This is a genomic window from Streptomyces yangpuensis (genome assembly GCF_024666385.1).
In the GTDB taxonomy this organism is placed as follows: domain Bacteria; phylum Actinomycetota; class Actinomycetes; order Streptomycetales; family Streptomycetaceae; genus Streptomyces; species Streptomyces yangpuensis.
Map to the genome: position 1 here is coordinate 1757958 of NZ_CP102514.1, position 25336 is coordinate 1783293.

Below are 25336 nucleotides of genomic sequence, written 5' to 3' on the forward strand. Positions count from 1 at the left end.
GTTGAGGGCATCTGCTGATCGGGACGAAGGCGAGAGGTGCTGTCATGTCGGTGGCGATCGTGACGGGGGCTTCCAGGGGGCTCGGCCGGGCGCTGGCCGGGGAGCTGGCGGGGCGGGGCTGGGACCTGGTGCTGAGCGCGCGGGGTGCGGCGGCGCTGGAGGAGGTGGCGGCCGGGCCGGAGCGGGCCCCGGGGGTGCGCGTGGTGGCGGTGGCCGGGGACGTGTCCTCGCCGGATCACCGGGCGGCGCTGGTGGCGGCCGCGCGGGGGCTGGGCGGGCTGGACCTGCTGGTGAACAACGCGGGGGTGCTGGGGGCCGAGCCGCTGGTGCCGCTGGAGGCCCAGCCGCAGGCCGGGCTGCGCGAGGCGTTCGAGGTCAATGTGCTGGGGCCGCTGGGTCTGGTCCAGGAGGGGCTGCCGCTGCTGCGGGCCTCGGCGGCGGGGGCGGTGCTGAACATCAGCTCGGACGCCGCGGTGGTTCCGTACGCCACGTGGGGTGCGTACGGGGCGACCAAGGCGGCGGCGGACCTGATGTCGGCCGTGCTGGCGGTGGAGGAGCCGGAGCTGCGGGTGTGGTGGGCGGATCCGGGGTCGATGCGGACGCGGATGATGGCGGCGGCCGAGCCGGGTGAGGACCTGGCGGGGCTGCCGGCGCCGGAGGAGGTGGCGCCGGTGCTGCTGCGGCTGCTGGAGGGGGCCCTGCCCAGCGGGCGGTACACGGCGGAGGGGCTGGCAGGGGCCTCGGCCGCGGCCCGGGCACCGGCCGGGTCCTCGGCGGGCGGCGGGACCCGGCGATGAGCGGGACCGGTGCCCGCGGCAGTGGGGTGGACGGGAGCCGGACGGGGAGCCGGGCCGCGGCGGGGAGCCGGGCCGCGGCGGGGAGCCGGGCCGCGGCGGTGCACGAAGAGCCGAGGGCAGGACTGTATATAAGGGACATTCCTCGCGAACTGCTGGCCCGGATTCCGGCTGAGCAGCGGGGGCCGGGGCTGGGGCGGGACGCGGTACGGCTGCTGGTGTCCCGGGGCAGCACCCGGGTGTCGCTGCACGCCTTCCGGGAGCTGCCGCACCTGCTGAGGGCCGGCGACGTGCTGGTGGTGAACACCTCGGCCACCCTCGCGGCAGCCGTGGACGCGCGGCTGGGCGGCGAAGCCCTGGTGGTGCACTTCTCGACCCGGGGGGACGACGGCCGCTGGGCGGTGGAGCTGCGCGCCCCGGCGGGCGGCGGGACGACCCGGCCGCGGCCGGGTGGGCCGGCCGGTGCGGTGGTGGAGCTGCCGGGCGGCCGCCTCCTGGTCCTGGAGGAGCCCCTGGCGGCGGGTGCGGACCGGCTCTGGTGGGCCCGGCCCTCCCCCGCCCGACCGTCCCCCGTCCCGCCCTCCCCCCACCCGTACGGGGTTCCGGAACTGCTGCGGGAGCACGGGCGGCCGATCCGGTACGCCTACACCGAGCGGGACCAGCCGCTGTCGGTGTACCAGACGGTGTTCGCGGTGCCGGAGCCCGACGGGGCGGGCTCGGCGGAGATGCCGAGCGCGGGCCGGCCCTTCACGGCGGATCTGGTGGCGCGGCTGGTGAGCCGGGGCGTGCAGTTCGCACCGCTGACCCTGCACACGGGGGTGGCCTCGCAGGAGGCGCACGAGCCGCCGTACCCGGAGCGGTACGCGGTGCCGGCCACGACGGCGGCGCTGGTGAACGCGGCGAGGGCCGGGGGCGGGCGGGTGATCGCGGTGGGGACCACCGCGGTGCGGGCGCTGGAGTCCGCGGCGGATCCGCGGGGGGTGGTGCGCGCGGCTGGCGGCTGGACCGATCTGGTGGTGACGCCGGAGCGCGGGGTGCGGGTGGTGGACGGCCTGCTGACCGGGCTGCACGAGCCCGAGGCCTCGCACCTGCTGATGCTGGAGGCGGTGGCGGGGCGTGCCGCCGTACGGCTGGGGTATGCGCAGGCGCTGGCCCGGCACTGCCTCTGGCATGAGTTCGGCGACGTCCATCTCCTCCTCAGGGATGACAACCGTCACTGAATGAATTGCTGAAGCAACGCATGGTGAGAACGAGGTAAGGGCGGTGTGAGCCCCGGCATAGGACCCACATCACTTACGAAGCTCCCTAGTGGAACAAACCATGCCCTGTCAGGGCGGACGGGCGTAGCGCCGAGGCCGGAAATCGACCCTCGGCGCCCGCCCCTGATCCACTAAGCAGGATCGTACGTCACACCTTTGCCACAGGATTTTGCCGCCGCTAAGAATTGCTCCCGTCGCCAGGCGCCGCGGATCCCGGATCCGCTCGGCGCCTTCCTGCGGCCCCCGCTATTCGAAGAGGTTGCCCCGCCATGTCTGCTTCCCGCACCCCCGGTCACAGTCGTCTGACGAAGGCACACAAGCTGTCCCTCGCCGGTGTCGCCACGCTGAGCGCCGCCGCCGTCGCCTTCTCCCTCGTACCGGCCGACGTGGCCGAGGCCGAGACCATCGCCGCCGCCCCCGTCGCCTGGACCCAGGCCGTGAACGGCACGCAGACGAAGGCCCTGTACGGCCACCTCTCCACGCAGCACGTCATCGCCGACGCGAACGCCAAGGCCGCCGCCGTGGCCGCGAAGGCCAAGGCCGACGCCGACGCCAAGGCCAAGGCCGCGGCCGCCGCGAAGAAGGCCCGCGAGCAGAAGGCCGCCGCCAGCCGCTCCGCCGCCCGCACCCCCGTCTTCGCGAACAACCTCGACGGCTGGATCAAGGAAGCCCTCTTCATCATGAAGAAGGAGGGCATTCCGGGCACCTACGCCGGTATTCACCGCAACATCATGCGTGAGTCCAGCGGCAACCCGATGGCGATCAACAACTGGGACATCAACGCCCAGAACGGCATCCCCAGCAAGGGTCTGCTCCAGGTCATCCTCCCGACCTTCAAGGCGTACCACGTCAAGGGCACCAAGTTCGACCAGTACGACCCGGTCGCCAACATCGTCGCCGCCTGCAACTACGCGGCCGACCGGTACGGCTCGATGGACAACGTCAACAGCGCCTACTAGGCCTTCGGCGGTCCTCGCCCCACCTCGAAACGCGCCGAAGGGCGGCACCCGGATCCCAGATCCCGGGTGCCGCCCTTCGGCATTCTGCGCTTACTTGCCCGCGCGCATGACCTCGGGCTCGTGGCGGCGCAGCAGGCGCTGCACCAGGAACCCGCAGGCGATGCCGATGGCCAGCAGGATGATGATGTTCAGGCTCCACTGGCCGACCGTGGCGTCCCAGAGCGGGTCGGTGTTGGTCGGGTTGTCCTGGTCCCACGGCGGCATGAGCTTGCCGAGGTCCAGGGTGGCGCCGGCGGCGGCGATGGCCCAGCGGGACGGCATCAGCCAGGCGAACTGCTCCAGGCCCGGGGAGTCGTAGACCTGGAAGAGGATGCCGGTGAAGACGACCTGGACGATCGCGAACATGACCAGCAGCGGCATGGTCTTCTCGGCGGTCTTCACCAGCGAGGAGATCACCAGGCCGAACATCATCGAGGTGAAGCCGAGCGCGATGACCGACAGGCACAGCTCGACCGCCGGCGGCATCAGCAGGCCATCGAGGGGCAGGTCGCGCGGGGTGAAGCCGATCGCGCAGATGATCACGCCCTGGAGGGCCGTGATGAAGCCGAGGACGATCACCTTCGACATGAGGTACGCCGACCGGGACAGGCCGGTCGCGCGCTCGCGCTCGTAGATGACGCGTTCCTTGATCAGCTCTCGGACCGAGTTGGCGGCGCCGGAGAAGCACATGCCGACCGCGAGAATCAGCATGATCGTGCCCGCGTCGCCGTTGAAGCGCGACGGCGGCGTCGGCGGTGCCAGGCCGAAGGTCGCCGGGATGACCGTGGAGACCACGCCCAGGACGGCCGGCAGGATCAGCATCAGACCCATGAAGCCCTTGTCCGAGGCGATCACCGAGACGTAGCGGCGGATCAGCGTCCACAGCTGCGAGCCCCAGCCCTGCGGCTTGGTCGGGCGCATCTGCTGGGCCGGCGGCATGACGACCGGCTGCGGGGCGACCGCGTCGAGCTCGGCGGCGTAGAGCTGGTAGTGCTGGGAGCCCTTCCAGCGGCCGGCCCAGTCGTAGTCGCGGTAGTTCTCGAAGGCCGAGAAGACGTCCGCCCACGTGCCGTAGCCGAAGAAGTTCAGCGCCTCGTCCGGCGGGCCGAAGTAGGCGACGGACCCGCCCGGGGCCATGACCAGCAGCTTGTCGCAGAGCGACAGCTCGGCGACGGAGTGGGTGACGACGAGCACGGTGCGGCCGTCGTCGGCGAGGCCGCGCAGCAGCTGCATGACGTCGCGGTCCATGCCCGGGTCGAGGCCGGAGGTCGGCTCGTCCAGGAAGATCAGCGAGGGCTTGGTGAGCAGCTCCAGGGCGACGGACACGCGCTTGCGCTGACCACCGGAGAGCGCGGTGATCTTCTTGTCCTTGTGGATGTCGAGCTTGAGCTCGCGCAGCACCTCGTCGATGCGGGCGGCGCGCTCGGACTCGGCGGTGTCACCGGGGAAGCGGAGCTTGGCCGCGTACTTGAGCGCGGTGCTGACCCTCAGCTCCTTGTGCAGGATGTCGTCCTGCGGGACCAGGCCGATGCGCTGGCGGAGCTCCGCGAACTGCTTGTACAGGTTGCGGTTGTCGTAGAGGACGTCACCCTGGTCGGCGGGCCGGTAGCCGGTCAGCGCCTTGAGCAGGGTGGACTTGCCGGAGCCGGACGGGCCGATGACGCCGATCAGCGACTTCTCCGGGACGCCGAAGGTGACGTCCTTGAGGATCTGCTTGCCGCCGTCGACCGTGACGGTGAGGTGGCGGGCCGAGAAGGAGACCTCGCCGGTGTCGACGAACTCCTCCAGCCGGTCCCCGACGATGCGGAACGTCGAGTGACCGACGCCCACGATGTCGTTCGGGCCGAGCAGCTGAGTACCGGACTTGGGCAGCGGCTGGCCGTTGACATAGGTGCCGTTGTGGCTGCCGAGGTCGCGGATCTCGAAGCGGCCGCCGGGCATCGAGTGGAACTCGGCGTGGTGGCGGGAGACCTGGAGGTCGGAGACCACCAGCTCGTTCTCCAGCGCACGGCCGATCCGCATGACGTGGCCCAGCGAGAGCTGGTGGAAGGTCGTCGGGCTGCGGTCGCCGCCGTAGCCCGGTGCTCCGGCCTGCGCCTGGCGGGGCGCGGCGCCGCCGCCCTGCTGGTGCGGGACGTGGGCCTGCGGCTGCTGCGGCTGGTGCTGCTGCTGGTTCCAGGCCTGCTGGGGCTGCTGCGGGGCCTGGTAGGCCGCGGCCTGCGGCTGGGCGTATGCCTGGGCCGGATTCTGCTGCGCCTGCTGCGCGTGCTGCGCCACGGCGGGCTGCGGCGCGGCGGCGGCGCTCAGATTCAGCCGCGGTCCGTCGGTGGCGTTGCCCAGGTGGACCGGCGTGCCCGGCACCAGCGCGGTCTGCTGGACCCTGGCCCCCTGCACGTAGGTGCCATTGGTGCTGCCGTGGTCCTCGAGCCCCCAACCCTGGCCGTTCCAGGCGATGGTGGCGTGCCGCCACGACACCCGGGCATCGTCGATCACCACGTCTCCCTGGGGGTCGCGCCCCAGCGAGTACGACCTGGACGGATCGAGCGTCCAGGTCCTGCCATTCAATTCCAGTACGAGTTCCGGCACTCCAGCCCCACTTAAGTCCCCCGAGAATCCCCCATGACGTCAGGGAGTCTAGGGATGGCGAACATCCGGGGGAACTATTTCAGGCCTGCAGCCGTATGTGGAATCCGGGCCTTGCCGAGGCGTCTACGTCTGCCCGTTGACGGGGTCGAAAGTCACCCGGAGAGTGAGATACGGGACTTCTCGCCCGGGAGTTCCGTCGCATACCGCTCGGCATGCATCGGGGGGTCGCCGCGTGCGCCGCATCCGTTGGGGAGACGTGTTCCTGTCCGCCGTGGCCGCCGTGGGCTGGTCCCTGATCGTGATGGCGGGCGTGGCCGGCCTGGGGCTGCACCTGTTGGGCGCCGATGCCGCAGGGGGTTCGCCCGTGCCGATGACGGCGGCCGTGGTGGTCCTCGCGGTCGGCGGAACCGTGGACCCCTCGGGTGACGTCTCGGTCTTCGGAGTTGCCGGGGCGGGGGCCGAAACCTCGCTGGACGTCATGCCCTTGGGGGTGTCGCTGGCCGGTGCCCTGGTGCTGGCGGGGGTGTTCCTGCGGTCGCTGCGGGCCGGCGCGGGGCCGGGCGAGACGGCCGCCCGGGTCGTGGCGTTCACGACGCTGCTCGTCGCGACGGCGGGCGGGCTGGCGTGGGCCGGGCACGACGTGGTCACCCTCGACGGCGCGAGCCTGCCGGGCACCCGCGTCCCGGTGAAGGTCGAGGTGCCGGGGATCGGAGACGTCGGAGGGCTCCTCCCGGACCGCGTCGGGGACCTGATCGGGGCGCGGACCCGGGTGGGTTTCTCCGTGGTGCCCGGGCCGACCCTGCTGGGCGCGGCCGTGTGGGCGCTCGCCGTGCTCGCGGTGGCGCTGCTGGTCTCGCGGCGCGGGCCCGCCGCGCTCGCCCGGGTGCGGCCCGCGGCCTCGGCGGTGGTGACGGCGCTGCTGGTCGCGGTGGCGGCGGGGCTGGCCGCGGCGGTGTGGGCGGCGGCGGACGACGAACACCCCGGTCGGGTGATGGGCGCCGCGCTGCTGGGCGCGCCGAACGGCAGCTGGCTGGGGGTGCTGCTGGGCCTGTTCGTGCCGCTGCGCGGCGCTGCCGCGGGCGAGCCGGCGCGGCTGCTGCCCGATCCGCTGGACGACCTGCTGTCGGCCTCCGCGCGGGAGCCGGTGACGGTGGCCCGGCTCGCGGAGTACGACGGGCGGGTCTGGCTGCTGGTGCTGGGCGCGTCGCTGCTGCTGCTCGCCGCGGGCGTGCTGGCGGCCGTACGGACTCCCGGGCGCGGCGTCGCGGGGTGTGCGGTACGGCTGGGGGCGGTCACCGGGGTGGCCCTGGCGGTGCTGGTGCGGCTGACGCGGCTGTCGGCCGACGCCTCACTGGCGGTGCTGGGCGTGGACATGGTGGACGCCGGGGTGGAGCTGCGGGGGGACGTCCCGTACGCGCTGCTGCTGGGCTCGGCGTGGGGTGCGGTGGCCGGTGCGGCCGGTGCGGTGCTGGGGGGCCGGCGCCGTCCGGCGGCCGTCCCGGCGCGGGATCCGGCCGGCCGGCCGCCCGGGCCGCCGGCCGCGGGCGGTACCGGCTGGCCGGCCCCGGTGGATCCCGGCGCGCCCGCGGCCCCGTACGGCGCCGGTCAGGACGGCCGGAGCGGGGCGGGGCGGCCGGGAGGACCGCCCGGGTGGGCGCTTGCGTACCTGGACCCGGACGTCTCCTGGGACGTGACGGTCACCGGCATCCCGCCGCGTCCGCCGCGGCGCACCCGGCCCCCGCAGCGGCCGCCCTTCACTCCGCCGCCCCCACCGGGCGCCCCACCGGCCCCACCGGCCCCGCCGCCACCGCCCGCTCCACCGGAACCGCCGGGTCCGCCGCCCCCGCCGCGGTGACGACCGGGCGCGGCGCGGCACGTTCAGGAAATGGGACGGGGGTCCTGTCCCGGGAGCCGGGAAGATACGGTGAGGGCACCATGAGCGCATCGCAGTCCTCCGACGTCCCCACCCTCCTCGTCAAGATCTTCGGCAAGGACCGTCCCGGGATCACCGCCGGGCTGTTCGACACCCTCGCCGCCTACTCCGTCGACGTCGTCGACATCGAGCAGGTCGTCACCCGTGGCCGCATCGTCCTGTGCGCCCTCGTCACCAAGCCCGTGGGCGGCAGCGAGGGCGACCTGCGGGCCACCGTCCACAGCTGGGCCGAGTCGCTCAAGCTGCAGGCCGAGATCCTCTCCGGCACCGGTGACAACAGGCCGCGCGGCAGCGGCCGGTCCCATGTCACCGTGCTCGGACATCCGCTCACCGCCGAGTCCACGGCCGCCATCGCCGCGGAGATCACCGGGGCCGGCGGCAACATCGACCGTATCTTCCGGCTCGCCAAGTACCCGGTGACCGCCGTGGAGTTCGCCGTCTCCGGCGTGGAGACCGAGCCGCTGCGCACCGCGCTGGCCACGGCCGCCGCGCACATCGGCGTGGACATCGCCGTGGTCTCGGCCGGGCTGCACCGCCGGGCGCAGCGTCTGGTCGTCATGGACGTGGACTCGACCCTCATCCAGGACGAGGTCATCGAGCTCTTCGCCGCGCATGCCGGGTGCGAGGCCGAGGTCGCCGAGGTCACCGAGCGGGCCATGCGCGGCGAGCTGGACTTCGAGCAGTCGCTGCACGCCCGGGTGGCGCTGCTGGCGGGCCTGGACGCGTCCGTCGTCGACAAGGTCCGTGCCGAGGTGCAGCTGACGCCGGGGGCACGGACCCTGATCCGTACGCTCAAGCGGCTCGGCTACCAGGTGGGCGTGGTCTCCGGCGGCTTCACCCAGGTGACGGACGACCTGCGGGAGCGGCTGGGGCTGGACTTCGCCTCCGCCAACACCCTGGAGATCGTCGACGGGAAGCTGACGGGCAGGGTCACCGGGGAGATCGTGGACCGGGCGGGCAAGGCCCGGCTGTTGCGCCGCTTCGCCACCGAGGCCGGGGTACCGCTGGCCCAGACGGTGGCCATCGGTGACGGCGCCAACGACCTGGACATGCTGAACGCGGCCGGGCTGGGCGTGGCCTTCAACGCCAAGCCGGTGGTCCGCGAGGCGGCGCACACGGCGGTGAACGTGCCGTTCCTGGACGCGGTGCTGTACCTGCTGGGGATCACCCGCGAGGAGGTCGAGGCCGCCGACCTGGCCTGACCTGACCTGCCAGGGGTGCGCGGGGCACCCCGGTCCGGACATGAGTGGGCCCCGGCGGCCGGTGCGGCTGCCGGGGCCCCTGCGCGTACGGCGCCGGTCGGTGCCCCCGGGGGGCCACCCGGAGGTACCGACCCCCGGGCAGCCCCTCGGGGGTCAGTGCCCCTTGGGGGTCCAGTAGTCCAGCAGCGTGCCCACCCCGTGCTCCAGGGACTTCCACGAGCCGGTGAAGGAGAGGACGGCGAGCGCCGCGGTCGGGAATCCCGTACGGGTCATCCGTGCCAGGGTGTCGCCCTCCGCGCGCCCGGTGAGGGCGTCGGCGAGGGCGTGCATGCCGGGGTTGTGGCCGATGACGAGGAGGTCGGAGACCTCGTCGGAGGTCTCGTTCAGCAGGGCGATGAGCTCACCCGGCGAGGCGTCGTAGATCCGCTCCTCGTAGTGGGTCTTCGGCCGGTGCGGCATCTCCTGGACGGCGAGCTTCCAGGTCTCGCGGGTGCGCGCGGCGGTGGAGCAGAGGGCCAGGTCGAAGACGATGCCGGTCTCGGCGAGCTTCAGACCGACGGCGGGTGCGTCCTTGCGGCCCCGTTCCGCCAGCGGACGGTCGTGGTCGGACACATCGGGCCAGTCGGCCTTGGCATGCCGGAGGAGGGCGATCCTGCGGGGTGTGTCTGCGCTCATGGCTCCCAGCTTCGCATGAAACGGGCCGTGGGGCGCAGGGGGTTGAGGGGGCTCATCCCCGGTGGTGAGGGGCGCTCGGGAGGTCAGCCGACGGCGCGCAGGAGCTGCTGCGCGACCTGGACGAGACCGGAGACCTCGCCGGTGGCCGCGTGGGCCTCGCCGGATCCGGCGAGGAGCAGCAGCAGGAGGCCGAAGGCGAGTGCGGGCAGGGCCAGGGCCCACCAGTGCAGCCGGGTGCTCGCGGTGGTCGCGGTGCGCACACGGCGGGTGGGCGGGAGGGACCGTGGGTGCGTGGGGGCCGACATGGCCGCCTCCGTGGGTGTGTGGACCGGACTGCTCGCTGCCCTTGCGAATCTACGGATCCGGGACGGCGGTTCCCATCCGGGGCACACCCCACTCGACCCTGAGCCTGGCCCCCTAGGGGACGGTGGGGATATCCCTACCGTCCCGGGCGGCGGCCGGTGTCACGGGCACGGTCGTCACGGGGAGGCGATCGTCGCGATGACGGAGATGATCACGGAGACGACGAGCATGGCGCCGAGGACGAGGCCGAGCTTCCGGCGGCCGCCCTCGGGGTTCGGTTCGAGTACGGGAGACATGCGGGTCAGTCTCCCATGCCGCATTCGTCCTCGATCGTGCGGTCCCGGCCCGCCAGGACGCCGAGGGCGATCTGCGGCACGAGCAGGCCCGCCATCAGGGCGAGCGGCAGGTCCCAGCCGCCGCTGTGCTGGTAGAGGGTGCCGATGACGAGCGGGCCGGGGATGGAGATGAGGTAGCCGGTGCTCTGGGCGAAGGCGGAGAGCCTGACCACCCCGGCCGGGGACTTGGCGCGCAGCCCGATCATGGTGATGACGAGGGGGAACGCGCAGTTGGAGACGCCGAGCAGGAGCGCCCAGGCCCAGGCTCCCGCGGCGGGGGCGAAGTAGAGCCCGAGGTAGCCGGTGAGGCCGAAGACGCCGAGGGTGACGGCGATGGCCCCCTGGTTCCGCATGCGGCCGGCGAGGCCGGGGATGACGAAGGCGAGCGGGACGCCCATGACCATGGTGACGGCGAGGAGGACGCCGGCGGTGGAGGCGGAGACCCCGGCGTCGCGGAAGATCTGCGGGAGCCAGCCCATGGTGATGTACGCGCCGGTGGCCTGGAGGCCGAAGTAGCAGGCCAGGGCCCAGGCGGTACGGCTGCGGACGACCCGCGGGCCGGCGTCGGTCCGTACGGCCGCGCCCTGCCCGGAGCCGGCGGCGGCCTGGGCCCGGTCGGCGCGCCGGGCGGCCCGGGCGATGGGCAGCCACAGCAGTACGGCGACCAGCGCGAGCGCGGCCCACATCAGCAGGCCTGTACGCCAGCTGCCGCCGAGGGCGGCGGTCAGCGGGACGGTCGCGGCGGCGGCGAGCGAGGTGCCGGCGGCGAGGGCCATGGAGTAGAGGCCGGTCATGGTGCCGACCCGGTCCGGGAAGTAGCGCTTGACGATCACCGGGAGCAGGACGTTGGTGAGGGCGATGCCGGCCAGGGACAGGGCGCTGGCGGCGAGGAAGCCGGCGGCGCCGCCGGCGAAGGGGCGGATCAGCAGTCCGGCGGCGACGGCGGCCATGCCGGCGCAGACGACGGCGACCGGGCCGAAGCGGCGGGAGAGCCGGGGTGCGGTGACGCCGAAGACGGCGAAGCACAGGGCCGGGACGGAGGTGATCAGTCCGGCGACGGTGCCGCTCATGCCCAGGCCGGTGCGGGTCTCCTCGAAGAGGGCGCCGAGGCTGGTGATGGCGGGGCGCAGGTTGAGGGCGGCCAGCACGATTCCGACGATGAGCAACGGGCCGAGCCAGGCCGGCTGCGCCGTCGTGGGCGGGGCGGGGACCGTGGCGCGGTCCGCGGCGGGCCGGGTGAGCGTGTTGGTTTCTTCGTCGGACATTCCGCCATCATAGAATCATGGGATGATTGGTTGTCCAATCGTCGGCCGTCGCTCCTGCTCCTGCCGTCCGTCACACTGGCACGCGCACCGCATTCGCGGCCGCAGCCGCAGCCGCACGTGAGAGGAACCCATGCCGCTGACCTCGCCCCGGCGCTCCGCGCTCGTCGACCAGGTGATCGCCCAGTTGCGCAACCAGATCACCTCCGGCGAGTGGCCGGTCGGCTCGCGCATCCCCACCGAGCCGGAGCTCGTGGAGCTGATGGGCGTCGCCCGCAACACCGTGCGCGAGGCCGTGCGCGCGCTGGCGCACAACGGCCTCCTCGACATCCGGCAGGGCTCGGGCACGTACGTCATCGCGACCAGCGAGCTGGCCGGCGTGATGCACCGGCGGTTCGCCGGGGCCGAGCCGAGGCACATCGCCGAACTCCGCTCCACGCTGGAGTCCTCGGCGGCCCGGCTGGCGGCGGAGCGGCGTACGGAACGGGACCTGGTCCAGCTGGACGCGCTGCTCGCGCGCCGCGAGGAGGCCTGGGCGGGCGGGGACGCGGAGGTCTTCGTGGCGGCGGACGTCAGCCTGCACATGGCGGTGGTGACAGCCTCGCACAACGACGTGCTGATCGAGCTGTACGCGGACCTGGGCGAGCTGGTGGCCGACTGGCTGCGGGCCGACGTGGGCACCGTGCTGGATCCCGCCGCCCATCTCGACCACGCCCGGCTGATCGAGGCGATCCGGCGGGGGGACGGGGACGCGGCGGCCTCGGAGGCCGCGGGCTATCCCTTCGTATGCCTGGGCAAGGACGCGCCGGGGGCTGCGGTCACGGCCGCCGGTGGCTGACCCAGGCCGCGCGGACCTCCTTCCAGCAGCGGCCGGTGAGCTCGGCCCGGCCGGCCGGGCCCACGGCCACGGCCGCGCCGTCGCCGTCCACGTCCCACCAGCGGTCGCATTCGACGTGCAGGCTCACCAGGTCGGTCTCCGGGTAGGCGTTGTGGCAGTGCGCGGTGACCTGGGAGCCCTCGACGGTGGTGGCGCAGTCGGCGCCGAAGAGTTCACGGGTGGCGGGCGGGGAGGGCTGCACGGGGGGTTCGGCGGGGATGTCGGCGAGGTCCACGACGGCCGGCGCGGCGGGCCCGGAGCCGGGCGCCTGCTCGTCTCCGGAGGGCTGCGCGGCGACGGCCGGGATCAGGAGTCCGGTCACGATCACCGATGTGACCAGTATCGATACCGCTCGGCTCGGCCTGGTGCGCACCCGTGCCTCCTCCCCGCCGGAGCCGGGAAGATCCCGACTTGGCCAGTTTGCAGGCATCCGTCCCGGTTTTCGACTCGGGAAGATCCGGTCGGCCGGTGAACATGCGAGCGAAGGTCACGCCGGCGGCCCGGCCCGCGGGCGGACACGGAAACGGCGGCGGCCGCGCCTCCCGCAGGGGAGACGCGGCCGCCGCCGTACGGACACGGGGTCCTGACCGGGGGTCAGGCACCCATCGCGTGCACGCCGCCGTCCACGTGGACGATCTCACCGGTGGTCTTCGGGAACCAGTCCGACAGCAGGGCGACGACACCGCGGCCGGTCGGCTCCGGGTCGCTCATGTCCCACGACAGCATGGAGCGGGTGTTCCAGACCTCGGCCAGCTCGCCGAATCCCGGGATGGACTTCGCGGCCATGGAGCCGATCGGACCGGCCGAGACCAGGTTGCAGCGGATGTTCTCCTTGCCCAGGTCGCGGGCGAGGTAGCGGCTGGTGGCCTCCAGGGCGGCCTTGGCCGGGCCCATCCAGTCGTACTGCGGCCAGGCGAACTGGGCGTCGAAGGTGAGGCCGACGACGGCACCGCCCTCCGCCGGGAAGAGCGGCTTGCAGGCCATGGTCAGCGACTTCAGCGAGAACGCCGAGACGTGCATGGCGGTGGCGACCGACTCGAACGGCGTGTTCAGGAAGTTGCCGCCGAGGGCGTCCTGCGGCGCGAAGCCGATGGAGTGCACGACGCCGTCGAGGCCGCCGAGCTCGTCACGGACGAGGCCCTCCAGGCGGGCCAGGTGCTCGTCGTTGGTGACGTCGAGCTCGATCACCTTGACCGGCTTGGGCAGCTTCTTCGCGATGCGCTCCGTCAGCGACGGGCGCGGCCACGCGGTGAGGATGACCTCGGCGCCCTGCTCCTGCGCCAGCTTGGCCGTGTGGAAGGCGATGGAGGACTCCATCAGCACACCCGTGATGAGGATGCGCTTGCCCTCGAGAATTCCGCTCATGGTGATCAGTGACCCATGCCCAATCCGCCGTCAACGGGAATGACGGCTCCGGTGATGTACGCGGCGTCGTCGGACGCCAGGAAGCGGACGGCTGCCGCGATCTCCTCGGGCTGCGCGTAGCGGGCGAGCGGCACCTGCGCCACGATGCCCGCGCGCTGCTCGTCGGTGAGGACCTTCGTCATGTCGGTGTCCACGAAGCCGGGCGCGACGACGTTGAAGGTGATGTTGCGGGAGCCCAGCTCGCGGGCGAGCGAGCGGGCGAAGCCGACCAGCGCGGCCTTGGAGGCGGCGTAGTTGGCCTGCCCCGCCGAGCCGAGGAGCCCGACGACCGAGGAGATCAGGACGACGCGGCCCTTCTTCGCGCGGAGCATGCCGCGGTTGGCGCGCTTGACCACCCGGAAGGTGCCGGTGAGGTTGGTGTCCACGACCGAGGCGAAGTCCTCCTCGGACATCCGCATCAGCAGCGTGTCCTTGGTGATGCCGGCGTTGGCCACGAGCACCTCGACCGCGCCGTGCGCGTCCTCGATCTGCTTGTAGGCCTGCTCCACCTGCTCGGAGTCGGTGATGTCGCACCGCACCGCCAGGACACCGAGTTCGGTGAGGGCCTGCGGCGGCTCACCCGACCGGTACGTGATCGCGACCTTGTCGCCGGCCTCCGCGAAGGCTCGGGCGATGGCGAGGCCGATGCCCCGGTTTCCTCCGGTGACGAGAACCGAGCGGCTCAACGGATCACCCTTTCGCTAGCGGTCTGAATACCGAAAACCTATAGGTCGCATCGCTCGTACGAGGAATCGACCCCCGACAGGGCCTCGCAGCGGGCTCTGTCGAGTCCCTACAGAAAGATGTAGGCACAAGGGCCCCGGTCGCGACATGATCGGGGCGACCGTCCCCGACCCCGGGAGGACTTCCGTGCCCCATTCCATCGACGCGGCATTCACCGCGCTGCCCCTGCGGGCGCTCGCCGACGCGGCGCTCGCCCGGGCCCGCGCGCTGGGTGCCGAGCATGCCGACTTCCGGCTGGAGCGGATCCGCAGCGCCTCGTGGCGGCTGCGCGACGCCAAGCCCTCCGGCGGGTCCGACACCACCGACCTCGGCTACGCGGTGCGCGTCGTGCACGGGGGCAGCTGGGGGTTCGCCTCCGGCGTGGACCTGACCATGGACGCCGCCGCCCGGGTGGCTTCCCAGGCCGTGGCCATGGCGAAGCTGTCCGCCCAGGTCATCAAGGCCGCCGGTTCCGACGAGCGGGTGGAGCTCGCCGAGGAGCCGGTGCACGCGGACAGGACGTGGATCTCCGCCTACGAGGTGAACCCCTTCGAGGTACCGGACGCGGAGAAGGCGGCGCTGCTCGCCGACTGGAGTTCCCGGCTGCTGGCGGCCGACGGCGTCGCGCACGTGGACGCCTCGCTGCTCGCCGTGCACGAGAACAAGTTCTACGCCGACACCGCGGGCACCACGACCACGCAGCAGCGGGTCCGGATCCACCCGCAGCTGACGGCGGTCGCCGTCAACGGCACCACCGGCGAGTTCGACTCGATGCGCACCATCGCCCCGCCCGCCGGCCGCGGCTGGGAGTACCTGACCGGCACCGGCTGGGACTGGAACGCCGAGCTGGAGGAGATCCCCGGCCTGCTCGCCGAGAAGATGCGGGCGCCGAGCGTCCAGGCCGGGCGCTACGACCTGGTGGTGGACCCGTCCAACCTGTGGCTCACCATCCACGAGTCCATCGGCCACGCCACCGAGCTCGACCGGGCGCTGGGCTACGAGGCCGCGTACGCGGGGACCTCCTTCGCCACCTTCGACCAGCTGGGCAAGCTCAGGTACGGCTCTCCGATCATGAACGTGACGGGCGACCGCACCGCCGAGCACGGGCTGGCCACCGTCGGCTTCGACGACGAGGGCGTCCAGGCGCAGAGCTGGGACCTGGTCAAGGACGGCACCCTGGTCGGCTACCAGCTGGACCGGCGGATCGCGAAGCTCACCGGGCTGGGCCGCTCCAACGGCTGCGCCTTCGCCGACTCCCCCGGGCACGTACCCGTCCAGCGCATGGCGAACGTGTCGCTCCAGCCGGATCCCGGCGGGCTGTCGACCGAGGACCTGATCGGCGGGGTGGAGCGCGGGATCTACGTGGTCGGCGACCGCTCCTGGTCGATCGACATGCAGCGTTACAACTTCCAGTTCACCGGGCAGCGGTTCTTCCGGATCGAGAACGGCCGGCTGGCCGGGCAGCTGCGGGATGTCGCCTACCAGGCCACCACCACCGATTTCTGGGGCTCGATGGAGAAGGTCGGCGGCCCGCAGACCTATGTCCTGGGCGGTGCCTTCAACTGCGGCAAGGCCCAGCCGGGCCAGGTCGCGGCCGTCTCGCACGGCTGCCCGTCCGCGCTGTTCCGCGACGTGAACATCCTGAACACCACGCAGGAGGCCGGCCGATGACCACGCGCGTCAGCCACGAGATCTGCCGGGGGTCCGGGGGTCGCCACCCGGGACAGCACAGTCTGAACACCACGCAGGAGGCCGGCCGATGACCACGCGCGTCAGCCACGAGATCTGCCGGGGGTCCGGGGGTCGCCACCCGGGACAGCACAGTCCGAACACCACGCAGGAGGCCGGCCGATGAGCCGATCGACCAAGCCGCACGAGATCGTCGAGCGGGCCCTGGAGCTGTCCACCGCCGACGGCTGCGTCGTCATCGCCGACGAGGAGTCGAGCGCCAACCTGCGCTGGGCCGGCAACGCCCTGACCACCAACGGCGTCACCCGCGGGCGGACCCTGACGGTCATCGCCACGGTCGACGGCAAGGAGGGCACGGCCTCGGGGGTCGTCTCGCGCTCCGCCGTCACCGCGGACGACCTGGAACCCCTGGTGCGGGCCGCCGAGGCGGCCGCGCGCGGCGCGGGTCCCGCCGAGGACGCCCAGCCGCTGATCACCGGGACCCCGGCCTCGCCGGACTTCACCGACGCCCCGGCCGAGACCACCTCCGCGGTGTTCGCGGACTTCGCCCCGGCCCTCGGCGAGGCCTTCGCCCGGGCCCGGGCGGGCGGCCGGGAGCTGTACGGCTTCGCCCACCACGAGCTGGTCTCCACGTACGTCGGTACCTCCACGGGCCTGCGGCTGCGCCACGACCAGCCCAACGGCACCCTGGAGCTCAACGCGAAGTCCCCCGACCGCCGGCGTTCGGCCTGGGCCGGCCGCGGCACGCGGGACTTCAAGGACGTGGACCCCACCGTGCTGGACGCGGAGCTCGCCGTACGCCTGGGCTGGGCGGAGCGGAAGATCGACCTGCCCGCCGGGCGGTACGAGACCCTGCTGCCGCCGACGGCCGTGGCGGACCTGCTGATCTACCAGATGTGGTCGGCGTCGGCCCGGGACGCGGTGGAGGGCCGTACGGTCTTCTCCAAGCCCGGCGGCGGCACGCGGCTCGGCGAGCGGCTCACCGAGCTGCCGCTGACCCTGCGCAGCGACCCGCACGCGCCGGGCCTGGAGTCCGCGCCGTTCGTCATCGCGCACAGCTCCGGCGACGACGTCTCCGCCTTCGACAACGGTCTGCCGGTCCCGGTGACCGAGTGGATCCGCGAGGGCGAGCTGGCCCGGCTGTCGACCACCCGGCACACGGCCGGCCTGACCGGGCTGCCGGTCTCCCCCGGCTTCGGGAACCTGATCCTGGACGGCGGCGGCGAGAAGTCCCTGGACGAGATGGTCGCGGACACCGAGCGGGGCCTGCTGCTGACCTGCCTGTGGTACATCCGCGAGGTGGACCCGGCGACGCTGCTGCTCACGGGCCTGACCCGGGACGGCGTCTACCTGGTGGAGAACGGCCAGGTCGTGGGCGAGGTGAACAACTTCCGCTTCAACGAGTCCCCCGTGGACCTGCTGTCGCGGGCCGCGGAGGCGGGCCGGACGGAGAGGACCCTGCCGCGCGAGTGGAGCGACTGGTTCACCCGGGCCGCGATGCCGCCTGTCCGCATCCCGGACTTCAACATGAGTTCGGTGAGCAAGGGCGTCTGACCCACCTAGACTGAGCACGGCATTTCCACAAATCGTAAGGAGTCGAGAGACCGTGACGGACATCGTCGACGAACTGAAGTGGCGCGGGCTCTTCGCCCAGTCCACCGACGAAGAAGCGCTGCGCAAGGCCTTCGCGGACGGTCCGGTCACGTTCTATTGCGGCTATGACCCGACCGCCGCCTCGCTGCACGTCGGGCACCTGGTGCAGGTGCTCACCATGCGGCGGCTGCAGCTGGCGGGCAACCGGCCGCTCGCGCTGGTCGGCGGGGCCACCGGTCAGATCGGTGACCCCCGTCCGACCGCCGAGCGCACCCTGAACGACCCCGCGGTCATCGCGGAGTGGGTGAACCGGCTGCGCTCGCAGATCGAGCCGTTCCTGTCCTTCGAGGGCGAGAACGCCGCGGTCATGGTCAACAACCTGGACTGGACGGCGGGCATGTCCGCCATCGAGTTCCTGCGGGACATCGGCAAGCACTTCCGGGTCAACAAGATGCTGACGAAGGACTCGGTCGCCAAGCGGCTGGAGTCGGACCAGGGCATCAGCTACACGGAGTTCAGCTACCAGCTGCTCCAGGGCATGGACTTCCTGGAGCTGTACCGGCGCCACGGCTGCGTCCTGCAGCAGGGCGGCTCGGACCAGTGGGGCAACCTGACGGCCGGCCTCGACCTGATCCACCGGGTCGAGCCGGACGCGCACGTCCACGCGATGGCGACCCCGCTGATGGTCAAGGCGGACGGCACGAAGTTCGGCAAGACCGAGGGCGGGGCCGTCTGGCTCGACCCCGAGATGACCACCCCGTACGCGTTCTACCAGTTCTGGCTGAATGTGGACGACCGGGACATCTCCACCTACATGCGGATCCTCTCCTTCAGGTCCCGTGAGGAGCTGGAGGAGCTGGAGGCGCAGACCGCCGAGCGGCCGCAGGCGCGCGCCGCCCAGCGGGCGCTGGCCGAGGAGCTGACCGCGCTGGTGCACGGCGGCGACCAGTGCGCCGCCGTGATCGCCGCGTCGCGGGCGCTGTTCGGCCAGGGCGACCTGGCGGAGCTGGACGAGGCCACGCTGGCCGCGGCCCTGTCCGAGCTGCCGCACGCCAAGGTGGCGAAGCCGGCCCTGGTCGTGGACCTCTTCGCGGAGACGGGTCTGGTCGCGAGCAAGTCGGCCGCCCGCCGCACCGTGAAGGAGGGCGGCGCCTACGTCAACAACGTGAAGGTCACCGCCGAGGACGCGGTCCCCGCCGAGGAGGACCTGCTGCACGGGCGCTGGCTGGTCCTGCGCCGCGGCAAGAAGAACCTGGCGGCGGTCGAGGTCACCGGCGCCTGACCCGTCCCGTGGGGCACACGGCGGAGGGGCCGGTTCGGACGTCATGGTCCGGCCGGCCCCTCCGTCATGTGCCGCGGGCGCCGCTGGTGCCCCGGCAGCGGCTCAGGTCATCTGGCGGCTGCCGCCGCGCATCGCCTTGTAGGCCATTTCGCCGAGGAAGACGAAGAGGACCGCGCCCGCGAGCTGCAGCAGGTGGCGGGTCCAGTCGATACCGCGGGTGTCGGCGACCCCGATCCAGCCGGCGACGGCGTTGCCGAGGACGCTGCCGATGATGCCCATCAGCGTGGTCAGCCACAGGGGCTGGTGCTGTTTGCCCGGCAGGATGGCCTTGGCTATCAGCCCCAGCACGAAACCGACGATGATCGCCCACAACCAGCTCATGTCCAGCCTCCTCCTGGCGCGGTGTGCGCACGTGCGCCCAGTGTCGGCCCGGGCGGCGTACCGCGCATTTCGGGCGGCACTCCCGGGGGTCCCGCTGTCCCCTCGGCGGCGGAGGCGGCGTACCGTGGAAGGGTCCGGGCCGGGGAAGGCCCGGCCGGCGATCGGGTGGTAGGACATGGAACGGGTGAAGCGGCACAAGCGGAACGGGGCCGAGGTCTTCCGGATCACCGGCGCCCGGATGGGGCTAGCCGAGGACGTACGGGGCCGTCAGCGCCGCTATGTGATCTCGATGGTCGTCAGGACCCTGTCGGTCATCGCGACTGTGCTGTTGTGGAACGTGTCGCGCCCGGTGGCCGTCGTGACGCTCGTCGCCGGGGCCCTGCTCCCCTACATCGCCGTGGTCATCGCCAACGCGGGCCGCGAGTCGGCGCCGTCGCTGCCCTCCCATTTCGTCCCGTCTCCCGTCCGCCCGGCGCTGGAGGCGGGAAACCTCAAGAAAACCTCAGATCAATCATGAAGTTCCGGTGCACCGCACCGGGTCCTGCGTGACATACTGCTCACGCGCTCCGCATCCCCCGTCGGAGCGACGGACCGACGCCGGGCAGCTCCCCCCGTGGCTGCTCGGCGTCGCCTTTCCGTTCGACGTTCGGTTCACCCTCTAGGGTGAGGTCGTGACTTCCTCCGACTCCCCCGCTCCCGAAGAGATCCCCACCTGCTCGGCCAAGGGCTGCCGTGACGCGGCCGTCTGGGTCCTCGCGTGGAACAACCCGACGCTGCACACGCCGGAGCGGCGCAAGACCTGGCTCGCCTGCGAGGAGCACCGCGAACACCTCTCGCAGTTCCTGGGTGTGCGCGGTTTCCTCAAGGACGTCGTGAAGCTCGACGAGTGGGTGCAGCCGGAGGGCTCCGAGCGCCCGCGCTGACCCCGCCGAGCGGCCGGTGCGTAGCGGCCGCCGCCGAGCGGCCGCCGCTGACCGGCCTCGGCCACTTCGGCAGCGGCAGGGTCAGCCGCCGATCGCCGACATGGGGCGGTCGGGCTGGAGGAACGACGGGTCGTCGAGGCCGGATCCGGCCTTCTTGCCCCACATCGCCACCTTCCACAGCCGGGCGATCTCCTCGTCCGGGGCGCCCGAGCGCAGCGCGGAGCGCAGGTCCGACTCCTCGGTGGCGAACAGGCACGTACGGACCTGGCCGTCGGCGGTGAGCCGGGTGCGGTCGCAGGCGCCGCAGAACGGGCGGGTGACCGAGGCGATGACGCCGACGGTGGCGGGGCCGTCGTCGACGACCCAGCGCTCGGCCGGGGCGGAGCCGCGTTCGTCGGCGCCCTCCTCGGTGAGCGTGAAGCGGGTGCGCAGGGACTCCAGGATGTCCCCGGCGGTGATCATGCCGTCGCGCTTCCAGCCGTGCTGGGCGTCGAGGGGCATCTGCTCGATGAAGCGGAGCTCGTACTCGTTCTCCACGGCCCAGGCCAGCAGGTCGGGGGCCTCGTCGTCGTTGAGCCCCGGCATGAGCACGGCATTGACCTTGACGGGGGTCAGGCCGGCCTCGCGGGCCGCGGCCATGCCCTCGATGACGTCCTTGTGCCGGTCGCGGCGGGTGAGGGTCTTGAAGACCTCGGCCCGCAGGGTGTCCAGGGAGACGTTCACCCGGTCCAGGCCGGCGGCCTTCAGGGCCTGCGCGGTGCGCTTCAGACCGATGCCGTTGGTGGTGAGCGACATCTTGGGGCGCGGCTCCAGGGCCGCGCACTGCTCGACGATCCCGACCAGGCCGGGTCGCAGCAGCGGTTCGCCGCCGGTGAAGCGGACCTCGGTGATGCCGAGCTGCGTGACGGCGATGCGGATCAGCCGGACGATCTCGTCGTCGGTGAGCAGGTCGGACTTGCCGAGCCACTGGAGGCCCTCTTCGGGCATGCAGTACGTGCAGCGCAGATTGCACCGGTCGGTGAGCGAGACGCGCAGGTCAGTGGCCACGCGGCCATAGGTGTCGAGAAGCACTGTGGCCCCCTCCCCTGTCCGGAAGTAGACATACGCGCGACATGGGAGCTACTGCACGCGTTCTATTTCGAGACTACGTGACGCATGTGTCGTTCCGTGATGCCCAAATGAACGAGACGTGACGTGGCCGTGTCGTAGGGACCTACGACACGGCCACGCCGGGTGTTCGGACGATGTCAGTGCGCCCCTGTTCCGGTGAGTGAGCGCACCTCCAGCTCGGCGAACTTCTGCGGGTCCGCCTTCTCCTTGGTGAGGACGGTTCCCAGCCATCCGAGGAGGAAGCCGAGGGGGATGGAGATGATGCCCGGGTTCTCCAGGGGGAACCAGAAGAAGTCGGCGTCCTTGAACATCGAGGTCGGCTTGCCGGACACGACGGGGGAGAAGAGCACCAGGCCGACCGCCGAGACCAGGCCGCCGTAGATCGACCAGAGCGCCCCCTGGGTGTTGAAGCGCTTCCAGAAGAGGCTGTAGAGGATCGTCGGCAGGTTGGCGGAGGCGGCGACCGCGAAGGCGAGCGCGACGAGGCCGGCCACGTTCAGGTCGCGGGCCAGCGCGCCCAGGCCGATGGCGACGGCGCCGATGACGACCGTGGACCAGCGGGCGGCGCGCACCTCCTCCTGCTCGGTGGCCTTGCCCTTGCGGATCACGTTCACGTACAGGTCGTGGGCGAAGGACGAGGAGGAGGCGAGGGTGAGGCCCGCGACCACGGCCAGGATGGTGGCGAAGGCGACGGCGGAGATGACGGCGAGCAGGACGGCGCCGCCGGTGGAGTCCGCTCCGCCGCCCACGGCCTGGGCCAGCAGGGGTGCGGCGGTGTTGCCGGCCTTGTTCGAGGCCAGGATGTCGGCGCGCTCCAGCAGGGCCGCGGCGCCGAAGCCGAGGGCGATGGTCATCAGGTAGAAGGCGCCGATGATGCCGATGGCCCAGTTCACGGACTTACGGGCGGCCTTCGCGGTGGGCACGGTGTAGAAGCGGATCAGGATGTGCGGGAGGCCGGCGGTGCCGAGGACGAGGGCGAGGCCGAGGGAGAGGAAGTCCAGCTTCGAGGTCGCGTCCTTGCCGTACTTCAGGCCCGGTTCGAGGAACTTGGCGCCCTGTCCGCTGTTCTCGGCGGCCTTGCCCAGCAGGTCGGAGACGTTGAAGTTGAACTTCACCAGCACCAGGAGGGTGATCAGCAGGGCGCCCGCGATCAGCAGGACCGCCTTGATCATCTGGACCCAGGTGGTGCCCTTCATGCCGCCGATGGTCACGTAGACGATCATCAGGACGCCGACGAGCGCGACGACCGCCACCTTGCCGCCGTCGCTGGTGATGCCGAGGAGCAGGGAGACGAGGACGCCGGCTCCGGCCATCTGGGCGAGCAGGTAGAAGATCGAGACCACGATGGTGGAGGTGCCGGCGGCGGTGCGGACGGGCCGCTGGCGCATCCGGTACGCGAGGACGTCGCCCATCGTGTAGCGGCCGGAGTTGCGCAGCGGCTCGGCGACGAGCAGCAGGGCGACCAGCCAGGCGACGAGGAAGCCGATGGAGTAGAGGAAGCCGTCGTAGCCGAAGAGGGCGATGGCTCCGGCGATGCCCAGGAAGGACGCGGCGGACATGTAGTCGCCGGAGATGGCGAGGCCGTTCTGGAATCCGGTGAACTGGCGGCCGCCCGCGTAGAAGTCCGCGGCGTCCTTGGTCTGGCGTCCGGCCCAGACCGTGATGATCAGCGTGGCGACGACGAACAGCCCGAACAGGGTGATGATGAGCGGGCGGTGCTCGGAGGCGCCGGCCGCGACCGTGACCGTCGTCAGGTGGTGCGCTCCGCTCATTCGGAGGCCTCCATCCGCGCCTTGATGGCCGCAGCCCGGGGGTCGAGCTTGGCGGCGGCGTGGCGCGCGTAGAGCCAGGCGATGAGGAAGGTCGTCGCGAACTGGGCGAGGCCGAGCACCAGGGCGACGTTGATGTTGCCGAAGACCTTGGTCCCCATGAAGCCGCCCGCGTAGTTGGACAGCAGGACGTAGAGCAGGTACCAGGCGATGAAGGCCACGGTGAGCGGAAAGGCGAAGGAGCGGTAGGAGCGGCGGAGTTCGGTGAACTCGGGGCTCTGCTGGACGCTCACGAACTCATCGGCCGTGGGGCCCGCCAGGGGCGTTCCCGCGCCGCCCGGGGGCGGCGCTGCTTCGGTGGTCACGGGGGAATCTCCTTGTGACGCGGGTGCGGTGGGGACGACGGACAAAGCAACCTCCGTGTGGGGGTCGATGGCGCTGAGCCCCCTCTGTCAACGGCACGGCCGGCGTGTCGGGACGGTTCAACGCCCGTGGATTCTTCGGGAACTGATTTCTCGAACTGATGGCGGAAAGGGGAACGGCGGCACTAGGTTCACTTGTCATGGACCCGTCCGGCGCGACCGCGCGCGGACGGCTTTTTCAAGATGATCTGGAGAACCCATGGCTCATCTGGGATCCGCCCGCCGGCGTGCCCTCGCCGTACCGGTCGGCCTGGCGCTCACCGCCTCGCTCGCCCTGCTGCCCTCGGTGTCGGCCTCCGCCGCCTCGCTGGACCCCGCCGCGGGCACGGCGACGGCTCCGAAGGCCACGGCCGAGGGCCCCAAGCTGTCCTACGTGGCGAACCTGAACGCCTACGCCACGGTGAAGGCGGCGAAGAAGGCCGTCGAGCGGGCCGGCGGAACGGTGGTGACGGCCTATGAGCAGATCGGGGTCGTCGTCGCACACTCCCAGAACCCGGACTTCGCCAAGCAGCTGCGCGCCCAGCGTGGGCTGTTCGTGTCGGTCGGCGCCACCCGGACGGCCCCGATGCAGGCGGTGCAGACCACCGACGAGGGTGCGACCCAGCGGCTGAGCGAGGCGGACGCCGCCAAGGCGGCGGCGCAGGCCCAGGAGGGTCAGGAGCCGCTCGAGCCCAACCAGTGGGACCTGCGGACGATCAAGGCCGACGAGGCTCACAAGATCAACGATGGCAGCCAGGACGTCACGGTGGGCGTCATCGACACGGGTGTGGACGACACCCACCCCGATCTCGCCCCGAACTTCTCCAAGGGCCAGTCCGCCAACTGCGTCGGCGGCGTCGCCGACACCACCGAGGGCGCCTGGCGTCCGTACCCGGACGGCAGCGACCACGGCACGCACGTGGCCGGCACCATCGGCGCCCCGCGCAACGGCGTCGGCATCAGCGGTGTGGCGCCCGGCGTGAAGATAGCCGCGATCAAGGTGAGCGAGCCCGGGACCAGCCTCTTCTACACCGAGGCGGTCGTCTGCGGCTTCATGTTCGCCGCCGAGAAGGGGATCGAGGTGACCAACAACAGCTACTACGTCGACCCGTGGCTCTTCAACTGCAAGACCGACGACGACCAGAAGGCGCTGGTGGAGGCCATCGGCCGGGCCACCAAGTACGCCGAGCGCAAGGGCACCCTGCACGTCGCCTCGGCCGGCAACTCCAACCAGGACCTGGCCGCGGCCACCCTGGAGGACACCACCAGCCCGAACGACACCACCCCGGTCACCCGCACCATCGACCCGAAGGTCTGCCTGGACCTGCCCACGCAGCTGCCCGGCGTGGTCACCGTCTCCGCGACCGGCGACAAGGGCCTGCGCTCGTACTACTCCAGCTACGGCCTCGGAGTCGTGGACGTCGCCGCCCCCGGCGGCGACAAGTGGCAGGTCCCCGCCACCCCGGACGCCAACGGACGCGTGCTGTCGACGGTCCCGGGCGGCTACGGGTACAAGCAGGGCACCTCGATGGCCGCCCCGCACGTCGCGGGCGTCGCGGCGCTGCTCAAGAGCGCCCACCCGTCGGCCACGCCCTCCCAGCTCCAGTCGATGCTGAAGGCGCAGTCCACCAAGGCCACGTGCCCGGCGCAGATCTACGACGCCACGGGCGCGCTGATCAACGCCACCACCTGCCAGGCCAAGTGGGGCCAGACCGGCTACTACGGCTACGGCGTCGTGGACGCCCTCAAGGCCGTGAAGTAGTACGGCGCACGGTCACCGTACGGACGGGCCGGGCGGGGAACTCCCCCGCCCGGCCCGTTTGTCGCTCCGGCGTCG

The 25336-nt window shown here is 72.0% G+C and carries 24 protein-coding genes; 12 read left to right on the forward strand and 12 right to left on the reverse strand.

The window, feature by feature from the left end:
- The first annotated feature begins 44 nt into the window (after nucleotides 1-44).
- The 3 genes from NRK68_RS08100 to NRK68_RS08110 all read left to right on the forward strand — a co-directional run bounded on the left by NRK68_RS08100 (nucleotide 45) and on the right by NRK68_RS08110 (nucleotide 3012).
- Entirely contained in the window at nucleotides 45-797 is a 753-nt protein-coding gene (locus NRK68_RS08100) for an SDR family NAD(P)-dependent oxidoreductase (protein WP_257855459.1), read from the forward strand.
- Nucleotides 794-2014, forward strand: coding sequence for an S-adenosylmethionine:tRNA ribosyltransferase-isomerase (locus NRK68_RS08105; protein WP_257855461.1), 1221 nt, complete (start codon nucleotides 794-796; stop codon nucleotides 2012-2014). The genes NRK68_RS08100 and NRK68_RS08105 overlap by 4 nt, the downstream gene beginning before the upstream one ends.
- 308 nt (nucleotides 2015-2322) lie before the next feature.
- Nucleotides 2323-3012: a transglycosylase SLT domain-containing protein gene (locus NRK68_RS08110; RefSeq protein ID WP_183069629.1), complete on the forward strand. Its 690-nt coding sequence runs from the start codon at nucleotides 2323-2325 to the stop codon at nucleotides 3010-3012.
- A gap of 90 nt (nucleotides 3013-3102) precedes the next feature.
- Here NRK68_RS08110 and NRK68_RS08115 read toward each other — a convergent pair whose 3' ends face one another.
- Nucleotides 3103-5637, reverse strand: coding sequence for an ABC transporter ATP-binding protein/permease (locus NRK68_RS08115; RefSeq protein ID WP_444465697.1), 2535 nt, complete (start codon nucleotides 5635-5637; stop codon nucleotides 3103-3105).
- Nucleotides 5638-5869: 232 nt separating this feature from the next.
- Between NRK68_RS08115 and NRK68_RS08120 the strand changes: the two genes are divergently transcribed.
- Both NRK68_RS08120 and serB read left to right on the forward strand, forming a co-directional pair.
- Nucleotides 5870-7492, forward strand: a complete 1623-nt coding sequence (locus NRK68_RS08120; protein ID WP_257855463.1) for a streptophobe family protein — start codon at nucleotides 5870-5872, stop codon at nucleotides 7490-7492.
- An 80-nt stretch (nucleotides 7493-7572) separates the two neighbouring features.
- Nucleotides 7573-8772 (forward strand): phosphoserine phosphatase SerB, encoded by a 1200-nt coding sequence (gene serB, locus NRK68_RS08125; RefSeq protein WP_257855464.1) that lies wholly within the window; start codon nucleotides 7573-7575, stop codon nucleotides 8770-8772.
- Between the two features lie 153 nt (nucleotides 8773-8925).
- Here the strand turns inward: serB and NRK68_RS08130 are convergent, their stop codons facing one another.
- The 4 genes from NRK68_RS08130 to NRK68_RS08145 form a co-directional block, all read right to left on the reverse strand.
- On the reverse strand, nucleotides 8926-9447 hold the full coding sequence (locus NRK68_RS08130; RefSeq protein ID WP_046775444.1) for a SixA phosphatase family protein: 522 nt from the start codon (nucleotides 9445-9447) through the stop codon (nucleotides 8926-8928).
- An 83-nt stretch (nucleotides 9448-9530) separates the two neighbouring features.
- Nucleotides 9531-9752 carry a hypothetical protein gene (locus NRK68_RS08135; RefSeq protein ID WP_183069627.1) on the reverse strand — a complete coding sequence of 74 codons (222 nt, stop codon included), beginning with the start codon at nucleotides 9750-9752 and terminating at the stop codon, nucleotides 9531-9533.
- A gap of 174 nt (nucleotides 9753-9926) precedes the next feature.
- Nucleotides 9927-10046, reverse strand: coding sequence for an SGM_5486 family transporter-associated protein (locus NRK68_RS08140; RefSeq protein ID WP_257855467.1), 120 nt, complete (start codon nucleotides 10044-10046; stop codon nucleotides 9927-9929).
- A gap of 5 nt (nucleotides 10047-10051) precedes the next feature.
- A complete protein-coding gene (locus NRK68_RS08145; RefSeq protein WP_257855469.1) occupies nucleotides 10052-11350 on the reverse strand; it encodes a CynX/NimT family MFS transporter in 1299 nt (432 codons plus the stop codon).
- A gap of 130 nt (nucleotides 11351-11480) precedes the next feature.
- Here NRK68_RS08145 and NRK68_RS08150 point away from each other — a divergent pair, with 130 nt between their 5' ends.
- A complete protein-coding gene (locus NRK68_RS08150; protein WP_257855473.1) occupies nucleotides 11481-12185 on the forward strand; it encodes a FadR/GntR family transcriptional regulator in 705 nt (234 codons plus the stop codon).
- Here NRK68_RS08150 and NRK68_RS08155 read toward each other — a convergent pair.
- From NRK68_RS08155 to fabG, 3 genes are all read right to left on the reverse strand, one after another.
- Entirely contained in the window at nucleotides 12166-12597 is a 432-nt protein-coding gene (locus NRK68_RS08155) for a hypothetical protein (protein ID WP_183069624.1), read from the reverse strand. The genes NRK68_RS08150 and NRK68_RS08155 overlap by 20 nt on opposite strands.
- Before the next feature lie 221 nt (nucleotides 12598-12818).
- A complete protein-coding gene (gene fabI / locus NRK68_RS08160; RefSeq protein WP_030849743.1) occupies nucleotides 12819-13589 on the reverse strand; it encodes an enoyl-ACP reductase FabI in 771 nt (256 codons plus the stop codon).
- A 5-nt stretch (nucleotides 13590-13594) separates the two neighbouring features.
- A complete protein-coding gene (gene fabG / locus NRK68_RS08165) occupies nucleotides 13595-14314 on the reverse strand; it encodes a 3-oxoacyl-[acyl-carrier-protein] reductase (protein WP_031148971.1) in 720 nt (239 codons plus the stop codon).
- Between the two features lie 145 nt (nucleotides 14315-14459).
- Here fabG and NRK68_RS08170 point away from each other — a divergent pair, with 145 nt between their 5' ends.
- The 3 genes from NRK68_RS08170 (at nucleotide 14460) to tyrS (ending at nucleotide 18915) form a co-directional block, all read left to right on the forward strand.
- Complete coding sequence (locus NRK68_RS08170; RefSeq protein ID WP_220819634.1) at nucleotides 14460-16022, forward strand: TldD/PmbA family protein; 1563 nt, start codon at nucleotides 14460-14462, stop codon at nucleotides 16020-16022.
- A 180-nt stretch (nucleotides 16023-16202) separates the two neighbouring features.
- Complete coding sequence (locus tag NRK68_RS08175; RefSeq protein ID WP_257855477.1) at nucleotides 16203-17594, forward strand: metallopeptidase TldD-related protein; 1392 nt, start codon at nucleotides 16203-16205, stop codon at nucleotides 17592-17594.
- A 52-nt stretch (nucleotides 17595-17646) separates the two neighbouring features.
- A complete protein-coding gene (gene tyrS, locus NRK68_RS08180; protein WP_183069621.1) occupies nucleotides 17647-18915 on the forward strand; it encodes a tyrosine--tRNA ligase in 1269 nt (422 codons plus the stop codon).
- Between the two features lie 102 nt (nucleotides 18916-19017).
- Here tyrS and NRK68_RS08185 read toward each other — a convergent pair whose 3' ends face one another.
- Complete coding sequence (locus NRK68_RS08185) at nucleotides 19018-19296, reverse strand: GlsB/YeaQ/YmgE family stress response membrane protein (RefSeq protein WP_150256852.1); 279 nt, start codon at nucleotides 19294-19296, stop codon at nucleotides 19018-19020.
- A 175-nt stretch (nucleotides 19297-19471) separates the two neighbouring features.
- On the opposite strand from NRK68_RS08185, the gene NRK68_RS08190 reads away from it, so the two are divergent.
- Nucleotides 19472-19813 carry a DUF3099 domain-containing protein gene (locus NRK68_RS08190; RefSeq protein ID WP_183069620.1) on the forward strand — a complete coding sequence of 114 codons (342 nt, stop codon included), beginning with the start codon at nucleotides 19472-19474 and terminating at the stop codon, nucleotides 19811-19813.
- 154 nt (nucleotides 19814-19967) lie between these two features.
- Entirely contained in the window at nucleotides 19968-20219 is a 252-nt protein-coding gene (locus NRK68_RS08195; protein ID WP_030962190.1) for a hypothetical protein, read from the forward strand.
- A gap of 81 nt (nucleotides 20220-20300) precedes the next feature.
- On the opposite strand, the gene moaA is transcribed toward NRK68_RS08195, so the two are convergent.
- The 3 genes from moaA to NRK68_RS08210 form a co-directional block, all read right to left on the reverse strand.
- Complete coding sequence (moaA, locus tag NRK68_RS08200; protein WP_257855482.1) at nucleotides 20301-21290, reverse strand: GTP 3',8-cyclase MoaA; 990 nt, start codon at nucleotides 21288-21290, stop codon at nucleotides 20301-20303.
- 176 nt (nucleotides 21291-21466) lie between these two features.
- Entirely contained in the window at nucleotides 21467-23101 is a 1635-nt protein-coding gene (locus tag NRK68_RS08205; protein WP_257855483.1) for a monocarboxylic acid transporter, read from the reverse strand.
- The gene (locus NRK68_RS08210) at nucleotides 23098-23463 is read right to left on the reverse strand and encodes a DUF485 domain-containing protein (protein WP_183069618.1); all 366 of its coding nucleotides are present in this window, start codon (nucleotides 23461-23463) and stop codon (nucleotides 23098-23100) included. The genes NRK68_RS08205 and NRK68_RS08210 overlap by 4 nt, the downstream gene beginning before the upstream one ends.
- A 256-nt stretch (nucleotides 23464-23719) precedes the next feature.
- On the opposite strand from NRK68_RS08210, the gene NRK68_RS08215 reads away from it, so the two are divergent.
- Nucleotides 23720-25261, forward strand: a complete 1542-nt coding sequence (locus NRK68_RS08215; protein ID WP_183069617.1) for a S8 family serine peptidase — start codon at nucleotides 23720-23722, stop codon at nucleotides 25259-25261.
- Nucleotides 25262-25336: the final 75 nt, after the last annotated feature.

Coding starts and splice junctions, on each gene's coding strand:
- serB (WP_257855464.1), top strand. CDS start 7,573: ATGAGCGCATCGCAGTCCTCCGACGTCCCCACCCTCCTCGTCAAGATC.
- NRK68_RS08150 (WP_257855473.1), top strand. CDS start 11,481: ATGCCGCTGACCTCGCCCCGGCGCTCCGCGCTCGTCGACCAGGTGATC.
- NRK68_RS08185 (WP_150256852.1), bottom strand. CDS start 19,296: ATGAGCTGGTTGTGGGCGATCATCGTCGGTTTCGTGCTGGGGCTGATA.
- NRK68_RS08215 (WP_183069617.1), top strand. CDS start 23,720: ATGGCTCATCTGGGATCCGCCCGCCGGCGTGCCCTCGCCGTACCGGTC.
- fabI (WP_030849743.1), bottom strand. CDS start 13,589: ATGAGCGGAATTCTCGAGGGCAAGCGCATCCTCATCACGGGTGTGCTG.
- NRK68_RS08135 (WP_183069627.1), bottom strand. CDS start 9,752: ATGTCGGCCCCCACGCACCCACGGTCCCTCCCGCCCACCCGCCGTGTG.
- NRK68_RS08170 (WP_220819634.1), top strand. CDS start 14,460: ATGATCGGGGCGACCGTCCCCGACCCCGGGAGGACTTCCGTGCCCCAT.
- NRK68_RS08205 (WP_257855483.1), bottom strand. CDS start 23,101: ATGAGCGGAGCGCACCACCTGACGACGGTCACGGTCGCGGCCGGCGCC.
- NRK68_RS08145 (WP_257855469.1), bottom strand. CDS start 11,350: ATGTCCGACGAAGAAACCAACACGCTCACCCGGCCCGCCGCGGACCGC.
- NRK68_RS08110 (WP_183069629.1), top strand. CDS start 2,323: ATGTCTGCTTCCCGCACCCCCGGTCACAGTCGTCTGACGAAGGCACAC.
- NRK68_RS08140 (WP_257855467.1), bottom strand. CDS start 10,046: ATGTCTCCCGTACTCGAACCGAACCCCGAGGGCGGCCGCCGGAAGCTC.
- NRK68_RS08100 (WP_257855459.1), top strand. CDS start 45: ATGTCGGTGGCGATCGTGACGGGGGCTTCCAGGGGGCTCGGCCGGGCG.
- NRK68_RS08130 (WP_046775444.1), bottom strand. CDS start 9,447: ATGAGCGCAGACACACCCCGCAGGATCGCCCTCCTCCGGCATGCCAAG.
- NRK68_RS08175 (WP_257855477.1), top strand. CDS start 16,203: ATGAGCCGATCGACCAAGCCGCACGAGATCGTCGAGCGGGCCCTGGAG.
- NRK68_RS08105 (WP_257855461.1), top strand. CDS start 794: ATGAGCGGGACCGGTGCCCGCGGCAGTGGGGTGGACGGGAGCCGGACG.
- NRK68_RS08190 (WP_183069620.1), top strand. CDS start 19,472: ATGGAACGGGTGAAGCGGCACAAGCGGAACGGGGCCGAGGTCTTCCGG.